The sequence below is a fragment of the Acidovorax sp. ACV02 genome (genome assembly GCF_014851475.1).
Taxonomy (GTDB): domain Bacteria; phylum Pseudomonadota; class Gammaproteobacteria; order Burkholderiales; family Burkholderiaceae_C; genus Acidovorax; species Acidovorax delafieldii.
In genome coordinates, this window is record NZ_JACUZU010000003.1 from 30,710 (window position 1) to 46,553 (window position 15,844).

The 15,844-nt window shown below is 62.9% G+C and carries 15 protein-coding genes; 10 read left to right on the forward strand and 5 right to left on the reverse strand.

Annotated features, from left to right (window positions below):
• Positions 1-10 precede the first annotated feature (10 nt).
• From ntrB to IB236_RS07505, 3 genes are all read left to right on the forward strand, one after another.
• The gene (gene ntrB / locus IB236_RS07495) at positions 11-973 is read left to right on the forward strand and encodes a nitrate ABC transporter permease (protein WP_056743992.1); all 963 of its coding nucleotides are present in this window, start codon (positions 11-13) and stop codon (positions 971-973) included.
• On the forward strand, positions 970-1,803 hold the full coding sequence (locus IB236_RS07500; RefSeq protein WP_056058319.1) for an ABC transporter ATP-binding protein: 834 nt from the start codon (positions 970-972) through the stop codon (positions 1,801-1,803). The genes ntrB and IB236_RS07500 overlap by 4 nt, the downstream gene beginning before the upstream one ends.
• A 128-nt stretch (positions 1,804-1,931) precedes the next feature.
• The gene (locus IB236_RS07505) at positions 1,932-4,358 is read left to right on the forward strand and encodes a tetratricopeptide repeat protein (RefSeq protein ID WP_192419837.1); all 2,427 of its coding nucleotides are present in this window, start codon (positions 1,932-1,934) and stop codon (positions 4,356-4,358) included.
• Between the two features lie 55 nt (positions 4,359-4,413).
• Here IB236_RS07505 and IB236_RS07510 read toward each other — a convergent pair whose 3' ends face one another.
• On the reverse strand, positions 4,414-4,851 hold the full coding sequence (locus IB236_RS07510; protein WP_192419839.1) for a CBS domain-containing protein: 438 nt from the start codon (positions 4,849-4,851) through the stop codon (positions 4,414-4,416).
• A 537-nt stretch (positions 4,852-5,388) separates the two neighbouring features.
• Between IB236_RS07510 and IB236_RS07515 the strand changes: the two genes are divergently transcribed.
• Positions 5,389-5,679, forward strand: a complete 291-nt coding sequence (locus IB236_RS07515) for a DUF4148 domain-containing protein (protein WP_056058312.1) — start codon at positions 5,389-5,391, stop codon at positions 5,677-5,679.
• Between the two features lie 84 nt (positions 5,680-5,763).
• Positions 5,764-6,057, forward strand: coding sequence for a hypothetical protein (locus IB236_RS07520; RefSeq protein WP_056058309.1), 294 nt, complete (start codon positions 5,764-5,766; stop codon positions 6,055-6,057).
• A gap of 160 nt (positions 6,058-6,217) precedes the next feature.
• On the opposite strand, the gene IB236_RS07525 is transcribed toward IB236_RS07520, so the two are convergent.
• Genes IB236_RS07525 through IB236_RS07540 form a run of 4 tightly spaced genes read right to left on the reverse strand, consistent with a single transcriptional unit; the run spans position 6,218 to position 9,611 of the window.
• Positions 6,218-7,237, reverse strand: a complete 1,020-nt coding sequence (locus tag IB236_RS07525; RefSeq protein ID WP_192419841.1) for a TRAP transporter substrate-binding protein — start codon at positions 7,235-7,237, stop codon at positions 6,218-6,220.
• Positions 7,238-7,285: 48 nt separating this feature from the next.
• Positions 7,286-8,578, reverse strand: a complete 1,293-nt coding sequence (locus tag IB236_RS07530) for a TRAP transporter large permease (RefSeq protein ID WP_192419843.1) — start codon at positions 8,576-8,578, stop codon at positions 7,286-7,288.
• Between the two features lie 2 nt (positions 8,579-8,580).
• Positions 8,581-9,093 carry a TRAP transporter small permease gene (locus IB236_RS07535; RefSeq protein WP_192419845.1) on the reverse strand — a complete coding sequence of 171 codons (513 nt, stop codon included), beginning with the start codon at positions 9,091-9,093 and terminating at the stop codon, positions 8,581-8,583.
• Entirely contained in the window at positions 9,090-9,611 is a 522-nt protein-coding gene (locus IB236_RS07540) for a gluconokinase (RefSeq protein WP_225581027.1), read from the reverse strand. Before IB236_RS07540 ends, IB236_RS07535 begins: the two co-directional genes overlap by 4 nt.
• Positions 9,612-9,779: 168 nt before the next feature.
• On the opposite strand from IB236_RS07540, the gene IB236_RS07545 reads away from it, so the two are divergent.
• The 5 genes from IB236_RS07545 to aliA all read left to right on the forward strand — a co-directional run bounded on the left by IB236_RS07545 (position 9,780) and on the right by aliA (position 15,825).
• A complete protein-coding gene (locus tag IB236_RS07545; RefSeq protein ID WP_108499612.1) occupies positions 9,780-10,805 on the forward strand; it encodes a LacI family DNA-binding transcriptional regulator in 1,026 nt (341 codons plus the stop codon).
• 538 nt (positions 10,806-11,343) lie between these two features.
• Complete coding sequence (badH, locus tag IB236_RS07550; protein ID WP_099730827.1) at positions 11,344-12,111, forward strand: 2-hydroxycyclohexanecarboxyl-CoA dehydrogenase; 768 nt, start codon at positions 11,344-11,346, stop codon at positions 12,109-12,111.
• Between the two features lie 37 nt (positions 12,112-12,148).
• Positions 12,149-12,931 carry a 2-ketocyclohexanecarboxyl-CoA hydrolase gene (gene badI / locus IB236_RS07555; RefSeq protein WP_099730828.1) on the forward strand — a complete coding sequence of 261 codons (783 nt, stop codon included), beginning with the start codon at positions 12,149-12,151 and terminating at the stop codon, positions 12,929-12,931.
• A 20-nt stretch (positions 12,932-12,951) separates the two neighbouring features.
• Positions 12,952-14,109: a cyclohexanecarboxyl-CoA dehydrogenase gene (aliB, locus tag IB236_RS07560; protein ID WP_056058286.1), complete on the forward strand. Its 1,158-nt coding sequence runs from the start codon at positions 12,952-12,954 to the stop codon at positions 14,107-14,109.
• A 72-nt stretch (positions 14,110-14,181) separates the two neighbouring features.
• Entirely contained in the window at positions 14,182-15,825 is a 1,644-nt protein-coding gene (gene aliA / locus IB236_RS07565) for a cyclohexanecarboxylate-CoA ligase (RefSeq protein WP_192419847.1), read from the forward strand.
• Positions 15,826-15,844: the final 19 nt, after the last annotated feature.

Genomic DNA, 15,844 nt, shown 5'->3' on the forward strand with positions numbered 1-15,844 from the left:
GGAGAAAACCATGGTCAGTGCCGTCTTTCACTCCCCGTTGGATGCAGCCCCCGTGGCCGCACAGAATGCTATGAATACTGTAGCTGCAAGCGCATCATCCACTAGCGCAAGAAGCCAAAAGGCTGCGATATCTGTCCCCAAGGCGCCTGCAACGCCCTCCAGCGTGGCCACTGGCCGCGACTGGTCCGCCCTCTCGCGCAGCTTCTGGCTGGCCGTGCTGCCGCCGCTGTGTGGCCTGGGCCTGCTCATCGGCCTGTGGGCGGTGGTCTCCACCACCACGGGCGGCAGCATCCCCAGCCCCAAGGACACCTGGCTGCAGGCGCTGGAAGTGTTCAGCAACCCCTTCTACCGCAACGGCCCCAACGACCAGGGCGTGGGCTGGAACGTGCTGATGAGCCTGCAGCGCGTGGCCATCGGCTTCGGCATGGCGGCGCTGGTGGGCATTCCGGCGGGGTTTGTGATCGGACGCTTCAATTTCCTGTCGCGCATGTTCAATCCGCTCATCAGCCTGCTGCGCCCCGTGTCGCCCCTGGCATGGCTGCCGATCGGTCTGCTGGTCTTCAAGGGCGCCAACCCGGCGGCCATCTGGACCATCTTCATCTGCTCCATCTGGCCCATGATCATCAACACCGCCGTGGGTGTGCAGCGCGTACCGCAGGACTACATGAATGTGGCCCGCGTGCTCAACCTGAGCGAATGGAAGATCGCCACCAAGATCCTGTTCCCCGCCGTGCTGCCCTACATGCTGACCGGCGTGCGCCTGGCCGTGGGCACCGCGTGGCTGGTGATCGTGGCGGCCGAGATGCTGACCGGCGGCGTAGGCATCGGCTTCTGGGTGTGGGACGAGTGGAACAACCTCAACGTCAAGAACATCATCATCGCGATCTTCGTGATCGGCATCGTCGGGCTGCTGCTGGAGTTTGCACTCATCAAGCTGGCCACCGCATTTACGTTTGAAGAGGTGAAAGCATGAACACGACAGCTCCATCCCCCCACCCTTCCATGAGCACCAAGTTCATCGAGATCCACGGCGTCGAGCAGACCTTCAAGACGGCCAAGGGCCTGTTCCCGGCGCTGCGCGACATCCACCTGACGATTGCCAAGGGCGAGTTCGTGGCGCTCATCGGCCACTCGGGCTGCGGCAAGTCCACCTTGCTCAACCTGATTGCCGGCCTGACCACGCCCACCAACGGCGCGCTGCTGTGCGCCAACAAGGAGATCAAGGGCCCGGGGCCGGAGCGCGCGGTGGTGTTCCAGAACCACTCGCTGCTGCCTTGGCTCACCTGCTTTGACAACATCTACCTGGCCGTGGAGCGCGTGTTTGGCGCCAAGGAAACCAAGGCCCAGCTCAAGGCCCGCACCGATGCCGCACTGGCGCTGGTGGGCCTCACCCACGCGGGCCAAAAGCGCCCGGGCGAAATCTCGGGCGGCATGAAGCAGCGCGTGGGCATTGCCCGGGCCCTGAGTATGGAGCCCCAGGTGCTGCTGATGGACGAGCCCTTCGGCGCGCTCGACGCCCTGACCCGCGCCAAGCTGCAGGACGAGCTGCTGGAGATCGTGGCGCGCACCCAAAGCACCGTGGTGATGGTGACCCACGACGTGGACGAAGCCGTGCTGCTGTCCGACAAGATCGTGATGATGACCAACGGCCCGGCCGCCACGATTGGCGAGGTGCTGACCGTGGACTTGCCCCGCCCCCGCAAGCGCGTGGAGCTGGCCGAGGACCCGCAGTATGTGCACTACCGCAAGGCGGTGATCGACTTTTTGTACACCCGGCAGGGGCATGTCGAGAAGGCGGCCTGACCCCGACCCAACGCTTGGCTCACTCGCGAATCGGCGTGACCGCCGGTGGTACTGCACAATTCAGCCTCCCCGCGCCGCCTGCTTGCGGCGTCTGGTAGCAACTTTTTTGTGAACCACCGCGTCACACCATGGCATCGCAGTTCCCATTTTTCCCGCGCTCGCCCGCATCAGGCAACAGTTTCAATATCGATCAGGCGTACCAACAGGCGCTGGCCTTGCATCGGGGAGGGCAAATTCAGAATGCCGCGAACCTGTATCAGCAGATCCTGCGAAAAAAACCTGAGCATGCGGGCAGCCTGCACATGCTGGGAGTGGTCGCACTCTCCAGCAGTGCTTTTGGGAAAGCCAAAGAGCTGCTGACCGAAGCCCGAAGGCTGCTACCCCAGGATGCTGGCGTCCACGTGAATCTGGCGCTGGCTCTGGCGGAATGTGGCCTCACCGACGAAGCACTTCAGTGCATCGACGAGGCTTTGGCCTTGAACCCGGCCATGCCGGCAGCACGCGTCAACCGGTTGGCGTTGCTGGTCAAGGCGAGCCGCTATGACATGGCGCTGCAGGATGCGGAGGCCCTGGCTTCGGCAGGCATTGATCATCCGGAAATTCAGATCAACCGGGGCATAGCCCTGCTGGAGCTCCAGCGCACTGAAGAGGCGGCCCGTTGCTTCGAAAAAGTATTGCAGGGCACCCCTCAGCATGCCAAGGCCCACAACAATCTCGCCAAAACCCTGATCGCCCTGGACCAGTTCGACGCGGCCATTGGCCACGCCAATCAGGCGCTGTCGATTCAGCCCCACTACCCCGATGCGGTGAGTACCAAAGCCCGCGCATTGGTCAAGCAACGCCTGCTCCCCGAAGCAGAGCTGCTTCTGAAAAACGCCTCGGAGACCTTCCCGCCAACGCCTGCATTGCTTCTGGACCATGCCAACTGCCTGATCGACCTTCGACGGTTCAAGGACGCCATCGCTCAGGTGGAACGCGCACTGGCCGGCGACCCGGAAAACGCTGTGGCCTACACGGTGGGCGGCCGCGCTCTCGCCGCCCTGGGCAGGCACGAGGATGCCATTGGAAATTTCGACAAGGCCTTGTCCATCGACCCCGGGCTGCATGCTGCGCGTTTTGCAAAAGCAGCATCGGAAATTGATTTGAAGCGGTTTCCCCAAGCCATCGCCAATTTGAAGGCCTGCGACACCGATCCATCCACACTGCTTCCCATCCAGATGCAGATTTGTGACTGGCAAGATTTTCAGAAGCGCAGGGAGGAACTGGGTGGGATCGCCATCGAAAACCAACGCAATCCTTTCCCATTTCTGGCCATGCTGGACAGTCCAGAGACGCATCTGCGGATTGCGCAGGCACACCTCGAACATCTGAATGCACGGCAAGCGCAACTGGTCGATTTTCCCCGGCGCGCGCCGGGGAAAATCCGTGTCGGCTACTTTTCCGCCGACTATTTTCATCATGCCACCACGCACCTGATGATGGAACTGCTGGACAGCCACGATCGAGAACGATTCGAGATACATGCTTTCTCCCTGGGACCTCAACGTTATGACGCTGCCAGAGAAAAAGTGGTCCAAAGTGTGGATGGATTTCACGACATCAGCGGCTTGACGGACAAGGAAGCCGCAGCGCTGAGCAGGTCGCTGAACATTGACATCGCCGTAGATCTCAAGGGATTCACCATGGACGGGCGATTGGGCCTTTTTGCCGAACGCTGCGCTCCCATCCAGGTCAGCTACCTCGGCTATCCGGGCACCACTGGCGCGGATTACATGGACTACGTCATCGCGGATGAAATCGTCATTCCATCAGACAAGCAGCGATTCTTCACGGAAAAGCCGGTCTACATGCCGCACAGCTACCAAGTGAACAACAGCCAGCGGGTGATCTCCTCACGCCAGTTCACGCGCACCGAATTGGGCCTGCCAGAGGACGCATTCGTGTTCTGTTGCTTCAACAACAACTACAAGATCCTGCCAGATACCTTCGACAGCTGGATGCGCATCCTGCAAGCAGTACCGGGAAGTGTTTTGTGGCTTTTCAAGGACAACGATGCTGCAGCTGAAAATCTGCGTAAGGAAGCCGAGCGCCGCGGCATCAGATCAGACCGTCTGGTGTTCGCGTCACGCCTACCGGCAGACGAGCATCTGGCCCGCCACAGCGCTGCGGACCTCTTCCTGGACACCCTGCCCTATAACGCTCACACCACTGCCAGCGATGCGTTGTGGGCTGGTTTACCTGTACTGACGCTGGCGGGCCAATCGTTCGCGGCCCGCGTGGCTGCCAGCCTGCTCACCGCCGTGAACCTGGACAGCTTGATTACGCAGACGCAGCAAGAATATGAAGCCACAGCCATTCATCTTGCAAACCACCGAGAAGCACTCACGGCGTACCGCACGGTGCTCCACGCGCAGCGCTCACTGTCACCCCTCTTCGACGGACGGCGATTCACCCATGACCTGGAGACCGCGTATCGCATGATGGTGGAACGCCACGAGTCAGGTTTACCGGGGGAAACCATTGTGGTACCACCTTGGTCACACACGGGTGGTTGAGTGCAGTGACGGAAGTGGCGTTCTTGGCCCTTTGCGGGAGCTGAGCTGAATTCAGTCAGTGCCCCCCGGTGATGTAGTTCTCCAACTGCTCAATGATGAATTTCTGCTCGGAGATGATGTCCTTGACCAGGTCGCCAATGGAAATCATGCCCACCAGCTTGCCGCCATCCACCACGGGCAGGTGGCGCAAGCGGTTGTTGCTCATAAGCTGCATGCACTGCTCGCTGGTCTGATCCGGGCGCACAAACATCACGGCCGAGGTCATCACATCCTTGACCTGGGTGACGGCTGAAGTGCGCCCCATGAGGGCGATTTTTCGGGCGTAGTCCCGCTCGGTGAAGATGCCGACGATGGACGAGCCCTCGGTCACGATGAGCGCGCCAATGCCCTTGTCGGCCATGAGCTGGAGGGCGTCCAGCACGGAAGCAGCAGGGCTGATGGTATGGACGGTGGCGTCGGGTTTGGACTGAAGAATCTTGGCGACTGCGGTCATGGAAACCTCCCTCGTGAAAACGGAAACGGGCACAGGGAGATTTCAGCCCATAAGGCCCGTGCGCGCAACCCACGCAAGCCCCATGTGCAGCGCTTTTTGATCATCTGTTGCACGGCGAATGCAATGGATGTTTCTGCGCGGTTGCATACCGCCTTGCGCGAAACAAACTGAAAAGAAGCGAAACCGCGGCGAGACGACGCCCCCGGCCTACCCCGGCACGATGGAGCCCATGTTCAACGCACCGACCACGTTCACCTCTGCGGCATCTGTTGCCTGCCAGCGCCCGGCGGATTCCATGGCAAACCGCCAGGGTTCCGAGGGCAGGCAGACACGGCAGACGGCCCGGGAGATTGTTTCCAATACTGGAACAGTTAGTTCGCGACTCAGTGGTTTTTCTCTGAACAGCACCGGCGTACAGTTCATCCCATCGATGAGCCGAACCCGCAAGGCGACTCACCGAACCCGGTGCGAAGCGAGTCGTTTCTGATCTTCACCCGGTTTTTTTGAGACGCTTTTTTAACTTCAAGGATTTCCATCATGAACAACACCGCACGTTTCCTGTCTATCGCCGCTGTTGCTGCTTTCGCTTCTTTCGGTGCCCAAGCCGACGAAGCTGACGCTTCGCAGTTCGCCACCCAATTCGAAACCAGCCGCACCCGCGCCGAAGTGATCGCAGAAGCCGCTACGGCTGTGCAAATGCGCAGCCAAGAGCCCGCAGGCTCCCGCGTGGTGACCTACAAGTCCACGGCTGACCGCGCTGCCGTGCGTGCCGAAGCTGCCGCACAAGCCATGCGCACTGGCCGCGTGGGCCCTGCTGAAGGCGGTTGATTCAATTTTTTGAATCCACAGCTTCACCCACCGCGTATTCCAGATACCTCGTCCCCATTTTTCGAATTTCACAGGAGTTTCATCATGAACAAGACTGCCCGTTTCCTCTCTATCGCTGCTGTTGCTGCTTTCGCTTCTTTTGGTGCCCAGGCTGACGAAGCCGATGCTTCGCAATTCGCCACCAAGTTTGAAACCAACCGCACCCGTGCTGAAGTGGCTGCCGAAGCCGCTACCGTGGCCCAGACCCGCTCCATCGAGCCCGCTGGTTCGCGTGTGGTGACATACAAGTCCACGGCTGACCGCGCTGCCGTGCGTGCCCAGGCTGCTGAAGCCCTGCGCACCGGCCAGATCTCGTCCGGCGAAATCGGCTCCATGTAATTCGCTGGGCCTGCACCACGGTGCAGGTAGAAGGTTGCAAATGCCAAAAGGCCGAGGCCCCTGCAGGGGCCTCGGCATTTTTTTGATGGTACTTCGCTAAAAAGAGAAGCTCGAAGCCCGCCCCGACAGCTTGGCGGCCGCCGAGGGTCTCCGCCAAGATTTACTTGCCCGCGCGCGCCTGGGCCACCGCTGCCTGTACGTCCTTCCACAGCGCTTCGCCCACGTTGGAGGCAATGCTGGCGTTCACGGCACTGAGCTTGTCGCGCATGCGGTTGGCTTCAGCTGCGGGCAGATCATTGACCTGCATGCCTTTGCCCTTGAGGTCAGCCAGCGCCTTGTCGGCCTCGGCACGGGTGTCCTGGCGCTCGAAGTCGCGGCTCTTCTTGGCGGCGTCGAGCAGCACCTTCTGCTCGGCCTTCGACAGGCCATCCCAGTACTTTTTACTCACCAGCACGATCCAGGGGCTGTAAACGTGGTTCGTCACCGTGAGGTACTTCTGCACCTCATAGAATTTGCTCGACAGGATGGTGTTGTAGGGGTTCTCCTGGCCGTCCACCGTCTTGGTTTCGAGGGCAGTGAAGAGTTCCGAGAACGGCAGCGGCACCGCGTTGGCGCCCAGGGTCTTGAAGCTGTCGAGGAACACGTTGTTCTGCATCACGCGCAGCTTGATGCCGTCCATGTCTTCCAGCTTGTTGACCGGGCGCTTGCTGTTCGTGAGGTTGCGAAAGCCGTTCTCCCAGTACACCAGGCCCACCAGGCCCTTTTCCTGCAGCTTGTCCATCACCTTCTGGCCCACAGGGCCGTCCAGCACCACATCGGCTTCCTTGGCGTTGTTGAACAGGAACGGCGTGTCCCAGATCGCCATTTCCTTGGTAATGCCCACCAGGGTCGCGGTGGAGCCCACCATCATCTCCTGCGCACCGCCGATCAGGGCCTGCTGCATCTGTACGTCCGAACCCAGTGCGGCGGCACCGATGGCGCGAATCTTCATCTTGCCGCCCGAGGCCTTTTCCACTTCCTGCGCAAACAGCTTGGTGGCCCGGCCCTGGTTGGAGTCCTCGTTCAAGCCGTAGCCAAAACGGATGATGCGCGGCTTGAAGTCTTGCGCTGCGGCCTGGAACGAGCAGGCGATGGCAGCGACCGACAGGGCGGCCAGCAGGGTGCGACGGAAAGTTTTCATGGTTGTCTCCATTGGCAAGAAAAACGGGGAAGAGGAGCAGGCAAACGGCTAGCGCAGCCAGACGACGGGCGCAGTCACGATCTGCGGGAAGACCACCAGCAGCGCCAGGATCAGCACGTAGGTGATAAGAAACGGGTTCACGCCCTTGATGACGCTGTGCATCGAGATGCGCCCCACCCCGGCCACCACGTTGAGCACCGTGCCCACGGGCGGCGTGATGAGGCCAATGGCGCCGTTGAGCACGAACATCAGGCCGAAATACACCGGGTCGATCCCCGCCTTGACGGCGATGGGTAGCATCACAGGCGCGAAGATCAGGATGGTGGGCGTGAGGTCCAGCGCCGTGCCGATGAGCACCAGCACGATCATCATCACGGCCATCAGGAGGCGCGGGTTCTCCACCAGCGGGCCCAGCCAGCTGGTCAGCACGTTGGGCAGGTCGGCCAGCGTGATCATGTAGCTGGCCACCTGGGCACCAGCACACAAAAACATCACGATCGAGGTCGTCTTGGCCGCCCGCACCAGCACGCCGTAGATGTCGGCCAGCTTCATCTCGCGGTGGATGAACAAGGCCACCACCAGCGCATAGAACGCAGCCACCACGGCGGCCTCGGTGGGCGTGAACACGCCGGTCTTCATACCGCCGATGATGATGAGCGGCATCAGCATCGCCCAGAAGGCGCGCACGGTGGCCCGCAGGCGGTCCTGAATGGGCAGGGGCTCGCCCTTTGGCAGGTCCATGTCGCGCAACACCCAGCGCCAGGCAAAGATGAGACCCACGCCCATCATCAGCCCCGGCACTATGCCCGACACGAACAGCGCCGAGATCGAGGTGTTGGTCGTCACACCGTAGATCACAAAGGGCATGGACGGCGGAATGATGGGCGCGATGATGCCGCCCGAGGCAATCAGCCCGGCGGATGTGTTCATGGGGTAGCCCTGCTGGCGCATCATGGGCAGCAGGATGGTGGCCAGCGCTGCGGTGTCGGCCAGGGCCGACCCGCTCATGCTCGCCATCAGCACCGCAGCGCCAATGGCCACATAGCCCAGCCCGCCCCGGATGTGCCCCACCCAGGCCTGCGCCATGTCGATGATGCGGCGGCTGATGCCGCCTGAGTTCATCAACTCACCCGCCAGGATGAAGAAGGGCACGGCCAGGAGCGGAAAGCTGTCCACCCCGGCCACCAGGTTCTGTGCAAGCAACTGCGCATCCCAGAAGTCGAGCACCCAGGCCATGCCTGCGCCCGTGAGCACCAGGGCGAGGCCCATGTTCATGCCGGTGCCCATCAGCACCAGCATGCCAAGCGAAAAAACAAGAAAAGCCTGCGCTTCGGGTCCCATGGTCACTCCACCTCAGCGCCATGACCGAGGTCCAGCGGCTTGCGTTGAATCAATTCGATGGTTGCCATCACACCAATGGCCACCGCGCACAAAAAGGCCGGCAGCGGCAGCAGCGCCGCCGGGTAGGCCATGACGACCGAGCGGCTGCCCATGCCCACCACCACCTGCTGCCAGGCCCCCCAGGCCAGCATCGCGCTGGCGGTGATTACCAGCAGCCGGATCACGGCCGTCAGCAGGCCAAAGGCCACCGGGCGCTTGGCCAGCAGGCCTGCCAGGCTGGTGAAGGCCATGTGTTCGCCTGCCGGATAGGCCGCTGCGGCACCGATGAACACCATCCAGACGAACAACAGGCGCGACAGTTCTTCACTGGCTGCCACGCCGCTGCCAAAGCCGTAACGCAGCACCACGTTGATGAACACGGCCACGGCCATCACGCCCAGGCAGCTGGCCATGAGCACCTGGGAGATCCGCGCAAAGCGGCTCTGAGGCACGGCATGTTGTGCAGGGGAACTCATGCGGTCTCCTTCGTTGCCAGCCAGGCTGAGGCCTGTTGTTGCAGGGTGGGCAGGTCCAGCAATCCATCCAGGCGCAGCACGCCCGTTTCGCCCACGGGGGATTCCAGCGTGGCGAACTGGCTGTCCACCAAGGCACTGGAGAAAAAATGGGTGCCCGCGCGGGCGGCCACCCGCTGGCCGGCGTTGGCGCGGTCGATCTCCAGAAAGACAAAACGCAACCCGGGGCAAGCATTGCGCAAGCGGTCCCGGTAGACCCTCTTGAGCGCAGAGCAGGTCAGCACCACCCCGCGCGGCTGGTCCTGCAGCAGCTGTCCCAACGTGGCCAGCCAGCCTTCACGGTCCGTATCGGTCAATGCAATGCCCTGGCGCATCTTTTCGCGGCTGGCGGGGCTGTGGTGGTCGTCCCCTTCGATCAGGGGCAGGCCCTCGGCCTGGGCCAGGGCGGAACCCAGGCTCGACTTGCCGCAGCCCGCCACGCCCATGACGACCACAAAAGCCGGTGACGCTTGAAAACTCATATTGGTAGCGCTATCCAAACAATCCATAAAAAAGGCATCCGCTCTGGATGCCGCACCATCTGTGGCAACTTCTGCAACTTGATCCAAAATGGTTCCTGTCGCGTTGCCCATCAGCTTGGACAGCGCTATCCTAACCAGATCAAACCCAACCCCCATGAGGGTTAACCCTTGAACAAACCCGAGACAAAACGCCGCTCCAGCGGCCGCATCACGCTGAGCGACGTGGCCAAGGCCGCCGAGGTCAGCCCCATCACTGCCTCCCGCGCCCTGCGGGGAGAACGCGGCGTGGCGCAAGAACTGGTGCAGCGCGTAAAAGCCGCCGCTGAGCAATTGGGCTATGTGCCCGACCCCGCAGCGCGCGCACTCGCTTCACAGCGCAGCGTGCAGGTGCCGGTGCTGGTGCCGCTGCTGTCCAACGCGCTGTTTGTGGACGTGCTGGAGGCCGTGCACCGCACGCTGTTCCCGCAGGGCTACCAGGCGCTGATCGGCGTCACGCATTACGACCCGCAAGAAGAGGAGCAGCTGCTGCGCACCTACCTCGCGCACCGTCCGGCCGGGCTGCTGGTCACCGGCTTTGATCGCACCGAGGCAGCGCGCCACCTGATTGCCGCCAGCGGCGTGCCCTGCGTGCACCTGATGGAGATGACCTCGGCCCCCGGCGTGTTCTGCGTGGGGTTTTCGCAGCAGGATGCAGGCCACAGCATGACGGACCACCTGCTGGCGCGGGGCTACCGAAAGATCGCTTTTGTAGCCGCCCAGCTGGACCCCCGCACCATGCAGCGCGCAGAGGGCTACCGCCGCTGTCTGCGCGAAGCGGGCCTGTACGACCCCAAGCTGGAGCTGCTGAGCCCGCAGCCTTCATCGATGCGGCTGGGTGGGGAACTGCTGGAAGAGCTGCTGCGCACCCGCCCCGGTGTCGATGCCGTGTTCTTCTGCAATGACGACTTGGCCCAGGGCGGCCTGCTGGCCGCGCAGCGCCTGGGTCTGTCGGTGCCCGGCCAAGTGGCCATTGCGGGCTTTAACGACCTGGCAGGCAGCGACCAGATGCTGCCGCCGCTGACCACGGTACACACGCCACGCTCCGCCGTGGGCGAGGCCAGCGCACGCATGCTGCTGGCGCTGATGCGCGGCGAGGTGCCAGAGCACAACTCGGTGAATCTGGGGTTTGAGCTGACGGTGCGCGAGAGCACCTGACCCCTCTCTCCGCGGCGCCCACCGGACGCCACAGCGCCGCCCAGACCTACGCCAAGACCCGGCGGCAGCGCGGTCGCTCGTCTCGCGCAGACAACCCATCCCCTCACTATCGCTCAGGCCAGGGTGAGCGCCGTCGCACGCCACAACCGTCGCGTGCGCCCCCCCCACTTTGCCCACCTTTGAGCTCACGCCTCCTACCGGCTCTGCAGACGGGACGAGACCCTGACAGTCACGCAGCGTACGCCGTCGCGGCGGCCCCCCTACCCAGCATGCGACTCGGAGTCAGCGCACAGAGCTCTCGCCTCAATTTAAGACAATATATTTTCACAAAGGCAACAAGAAGTTTTTATCAAAGGTGCTCTTATTTACCGATAAATCTATCGATTTCCTGGAGAAATTCGGGTTAACACCTATCTCACTACAAACGACAACTGTTTGACACATTCAATTTGCATCACTACGATAAGCAAATATGTTGTCTTAATTGCCTTCTGCTGTTGTAGCAGGGGGTGTGCCCCGAACTACTCAGGAGAGAACCATGCGCAATCTGAATGGAAAGACCGTGATCGTGACCGGCGGCGGCGGCGGCATTGGTGGGGCCACCAGCCGCCGCTTTGCCGAAGAAGGCGCCAAGGTGGCTGTGTTCGACATGAACCTGGAGGCTGCGCAGAAAGTGGCCGAAGGCATCCAGGCTGCAGGGGGCGTGGCCCAGGCCTTCCAGTGCGATATCACCCAGCGCACCCAGGTAGACACCGCCGTGGCAGCGGCCGAAGCTGCCCTGGGACCCATCGATGTACTGGTCAACAACGCCGGCTGGGATGTGTTCAAGCCTTTCACCAAGACCGTGCCTGCCGAGTGGGACAAGCTCATTGCCATCAACCTGACGGGTGCACTGCACATGCTGCACGCCGTGCTGCCCGGCATGGCAGAGCGCAAGACCGGCCGCATCGTCAACATCGCGTCCGATGCGGCGCGCGGTGGTTCGTCCGGCGAGGCGGTGTACTCCGCGTGCAAGGGAGGGCTGGTGGCCTTGTCCAAGACGCTGGCCCGGGAGCACGCCCGCCAGAACATCACCGTCAACGTGGTCTGCCCCGGCCCCACCGACACCGCACTGCTGGCCGGTGTGGCTGAAGGCGCCCGCGACCCCGCCAAGCTGCTTGAAGCGTTTCGCAGCGCTATCCCCCTGGGCCGCCTGGGCCAGCCCGATGACCTGGCCAGCGCCATTGCCTTCTTTGGCAGCGATGACGCGGGCTTCATCACCGGCCAGGTCATCAGCGTGTCGGGCGGCCTGACCATGCACGGTTGATCCCCGGATACCTCCTTACCTTTACCGAGAGAACACCATGAATTTCGAAGACATCCTGTACGAAGTGCGCAACGGCGTGGCCTGGATCACCATCAACCGGCCCGACAAGATGAACGCCTTTCGCGGTCAGACCTGCGACGAAATCATCAAGGCGCTGAACAAGGCCGGCTATGACCGTGATGTGGGTGCCATCGTGCTGGCCGGCGCTGGCGATCGCGCTTTCTGCACTGGCGGCGACCAATCGGCCCACAGCGGCAACTACGACGGCCGCGGCACCATTGGGCTGCCTATGGAAGAGCTGCACACCGCCATCCGCGACGTGCCCAAGCCCGTGATCGCCCGCGTGCAAGGTTTTGCGATCGGCGGCGGCAACGTACTGGCCACCATCTGTGACCTGACCATCTGCTCCGACAAGGCGCAGTTCGGTCAAGTCGGTCCCAAGATGGGCTCAGTGGACCCCGGCTACGGCACGGCTTTCCTGGCCCGGGTCGTCGGAGAAAAGAAAGCGCGCGAGATCTGGTACCTCAACCGCCGCTACAGCGGCGCCGAGGCCGTGGCCATGGGCCTTGCCAACTTCTGCTTCCCGCACGACGAGCTGGATGCAGAAGTGCAAAAAATTGGTGAAGAGCTGTGCGAGCGCAGCCCCACCGCGCTGGCCATTGCCAAGCGCAGCTTCAACGCCGACACCGCCCACCAGGCCGGCATTGCGGGCCTGGGCATGTATGCGCTCAAGCTGTACTACGACACCGAAGAGTCGCGAGAAGGCGTGAACGCTTTGAAAGAGAAGCGCAAGCCCGAATTCCGCAAGTACGTGAAGTAAGCAACCGCCGGAGAAGAACGATGAACCCGAACCCGTACATCAACGAAGACCTGCAGGCACTGGCTGAAACGGTGCGCCGCTTTGCGCAGGAGAAGGTCGCGCCTGGCTTTTTGGAGCGCGACAAGACCCGGGTGCTGGACCGCGCCCTGCTGCGTGAAATGGGCTCGCTCGGGTTCATCGTGCCGGAGTTGCCCGAGCAGTTCGGCGGACTGGGCATGGGGTGTCTGGCTGCGGGCGTGATCCACGAGGAGATTGCCCGCGCCGACCTGAGCTTCTCGTACCTGAATCTGCTGGCATCGCTCAACGCGCAGATCCTGTCCAAGTATGGCAACCCTGACGTGGTCGGCCCCTGGCTGCAGAAGCTCATCCAGGGCGAAGCGATCTGCGCCATCGCCCTGACTGAACCGCGTGGCGGCTCCGACGCCGCCAACTTGCGCCTGAAGATAGACCGGGACGGCGACCACTACGTCATCAACGGTGAAAAGACCTCCATCTCCGCCGCCGACCAGGCCGACATCACCGTGGTGTTTGGCCGCACCGGCACACCCGAGCAGGCCGCGCATGGGGTGACCGCCGTGCTGGTGCCCATGGATACACCTGGCATCACCACCAACCGCTTTGACTGCCATGGCCAACGCGCCATTGGCCGCGGCTCGATCTTTTTCGAGAACGTGCGCGTGCCCATCAGCCACCGCCTGGGCGACGAGAACAAAGGCTTCGTGCAGGTAATGCACGGCTTTGACTTCTCGCGCTCGCTCATCGGTCTGCAATGCCTGGCCGTGGCGCGCGTGGCGCTGGAGGAAACCTGGGAATACATCACCCAGCGCCAGGCCTTCGGCCAGCCGCTGTCGGCGTTCCAGGGCGTGACGCATCCGCTGGCGCAGTACGACACCGAGGTCGAAGGCGCTCGCCTGCTGTGCCTGCAGGGCCTGTGGCTCAAGGACAAGGGCCTGCCGCACACCGCAGAAGCCGGCATGGCCAAGTGGTGGGGCCCCAAGCTGGCCTACGACGTGATCCACCAATGCCTGCTGTGCTTTGGCCACGGCGGCTACGACCGCGGACTGATGGAGCAGCGCCTGCGCGACGTGCTGGGCTTCCAGATCGGAGACGGCACGGCGCAGATCATGAAAACCATCATCGCCCGCGCCCGAGCCGGCCGCAAGTTTGTGCCTGCCTGAGCGCCCCCCCCCAAGTCACCACAGCTCACTGCAGGCCACGGATCACCCACAACAACACCAGGAGACAAGACCATGGAATTTGACGCTGTACTGCTACCCCCGCGCCGCACGCAGCGGGTGGCCGAAGGCCACTGGCGTGACCGCACCATCAACGATGCGCTGGACGCCTGCGTGGCCACCTGCCCCGACAAGCTGGCGCTGACCGCGCTGCAAGTGGAAACGGGAGCCACCACCCGCTTTACCTACCGCGAGTTGGCACGCATGGCTGATCGCATTGCCGTGGGCCTGGCGCGCCTGGGCGTGGGCCGGGGCGACATCGTGGCGTGCCAGTTGCCCAATTGGTGGCAGTTCACGCTGACCTACCTGGCCTGCTCGCGCATCGGTGCCGTAATGAACCCGCTGATGCACATCTTTCGCGAGCGCGAACTCTCGTTCATGCTGCAACATGGCGAGGCCAAGGTGGTGATTGCGCCCAAGACCTTCCGGGGTTTTGACTTTGAGCAAATGATCACCGCCCTCCAGCCCGCCCTGCCGCACCTCAAGCATGTGGTGGTGGTCGGTGGCAGTGGTGCCAACAGCTTTGACGCCCTGCTCAGCGGTCCCGAATGGGAACAGCAGCCCGATGCGCAAGCCATCCTGACCGCCCACCGCCCCGGCCCCGACGAAGTCACCCAGCTCATCTACACGTCGGGCACCACGGGCGAGCCCAAGGGCGTTATGCACTCGGCCAACACCGTGATGGCAAACATCATCCCGTACGCCGAGCGCTTGCACCTGGATGCCGACGACGTGGTGTTGATGGCCTCGCCCATGGCACACCAGACGGGCTTCATGTACGGCCTGATCATGCCCATCCTCCTACGGGCCAGTGCCGTGCTACAGGACGTGTGGGAGCCCACCAAGGCCATTGCAATGATCAATGCAGAGAAGGCCAGCTTCACCATGGCCTCCACGCCGTTCCTCACCGATCTGGCGCGTACGGTGGCCGACAGCGGCGTAGCCGTACCCAGCCTGCGCACCTTTTTGTGCGCTGGCGCGCCCATCCCCGGTCCGCTGGTGGAACAGGCGCGCAAGGCGCTGGGCGCCAAGATCGTCTCGGCCTGGGGCATGACCGAGAACGGCGCTGTCACGCTCACCCGTCTGGAGGACGACGATGAACGCTCTTTCAACACCGATGGCTGCCCGCTGCCTGGCGTGGAGATCAAGGTGGTGGATGTGGACGGCAACGCCTTGCCGGCAGGCGAGCCCGGCAAGCTGCTGCTGCGCTCGTGCTCCAACTTTGGCGGCTACCTGCACCGAGCGCACCTGAACGCCACCGACGCCGACGACTGGTTCGACACCGGCGACCTGGCCCGCATCGACGAGCGCGGCTACCTGCGCATCACCGGCCGCAGCAAGGACGTGATCATCCGCGGCGGCGAGAACATTCCGGTGGTTGAAGTCGAGTCGCTGCTCTACCGCCACCCCGCCATCGCCATGGCGGCCATCGTGGCCTACCCTGACGAGCGACTGGGCGAGCGGGCCTGCGCCGTTGTGGTGCCCAAGCCCGGGCAGACCATCGACCTGCCAGGCCTGGTGCAGTTCCTCAAGGACCAGAAGATCGCCGTGCAGTACATCCCCGAGCGCCTGATCGTGCGAGACGTGATGCCAGCCACACCGTCCGGAAAGATCCAGAAGTTCAAGCTGCGCGAAATGCTGCGCGAACAGGTTGCCTGAAGGATGCCACCGTTTTCCC

Bases quoted from the DNA above. Each gene is read 5' to 3' on its own strand.
- IB236_RS07510 (WP_192419839.1), bottom strand. From the start codon at position 4,851: ATGACCGCAGTCGCCAAGATTCTTCAGTCCAAACCCGACGCCACCGTC.
- IB236_RS07530 (WP_192419843.1), bottom strand. From the start codon at position 8,578: ATGGGACCCGAAGCGCAGGCTTTTCTTGTTTTTTCGCTTGGCATGCTG.
- badI (WP_099730828.1), top strand. From the start codon at position 12,149: ATGAATTTCGAAGACATCCTGTACGAAGTGCGCAACGGCGTGGCCTGG.
- IB236_RS07540 (WP_225581027.1), bottom strand. From the start codon at position 9,611: ATGAGTTTTCAAGCGTCACCGGCTTTTGTGGTCGTCATGGGCGTGGCG.
- aliB (WP_056058286.1), top strand. From the start codon at position 12,952: ATGAACCCGAACCCGTACATCAACGAAGACCTGCAGGCACTGGCTGAA.
- aliA (WP_192419847.1), top strand. From the start codon at position 14,182: ATGGAATTTGACGCTGTACTGCTACCCCCGCGCCGCACGCAGCGGGTG.
- IB236_RS07520 (WP_056058309.1), top strand. From the start codon at position 5,764: ATGAACAAGACTGCCCGTTTCCTCTCTATCGCTGCTGTTGCTGCTTTC.
- IB236_RS07505 (WP_192419837.1), top strand. From the start codon at position 1,932: ATGGCATCGCAGTTCCCATTTTTCCCGCGCTCGCCCGCATCAGGCAAC.
- ntrB (WP_056743992.1), top strand. From the start codon at position 11: ATGGTCAGTGCCGTCTTTCACTCCCCGTTGGATGCAGCCCCCGTGGCC.
- IB236_RS07535 (WP_192419845.1), bottom strand. From the start codon at position 9,093: ATGAGTTCCCCTGCACAACATGCCGTGCCTCAGAGCCGCTTTGCGCGG.
- badH (WP_099730827.1), top strand. From the start codon at position 11,344: ATGCGCAATCTGAATGGAAAGACCGTGATCGTGACCGGCGGCGGCGGC.
- IB236_RS07515 (WP_056058312.1), top strand. From the start codon at position 5,389: ATGAACAACACCGCACGTTTCCTGTCTATCGCCGCTGTTGCTGCTTTC.
- IB236_RS07525 (WP_192419841.1), bottom strand. From the start codon at position 7,237: ATGAAAACTTTCCGTCGCACCCTGCTGGCCGCCCTGTCGGTCGCTGCC.
- IB236_RS07500 (WP_056058319.1), top strand. From the start codon at position 970: ATGAACACGACAGCTCCATCCCCCCACCCTTCCATGAGCACCAAGTTC.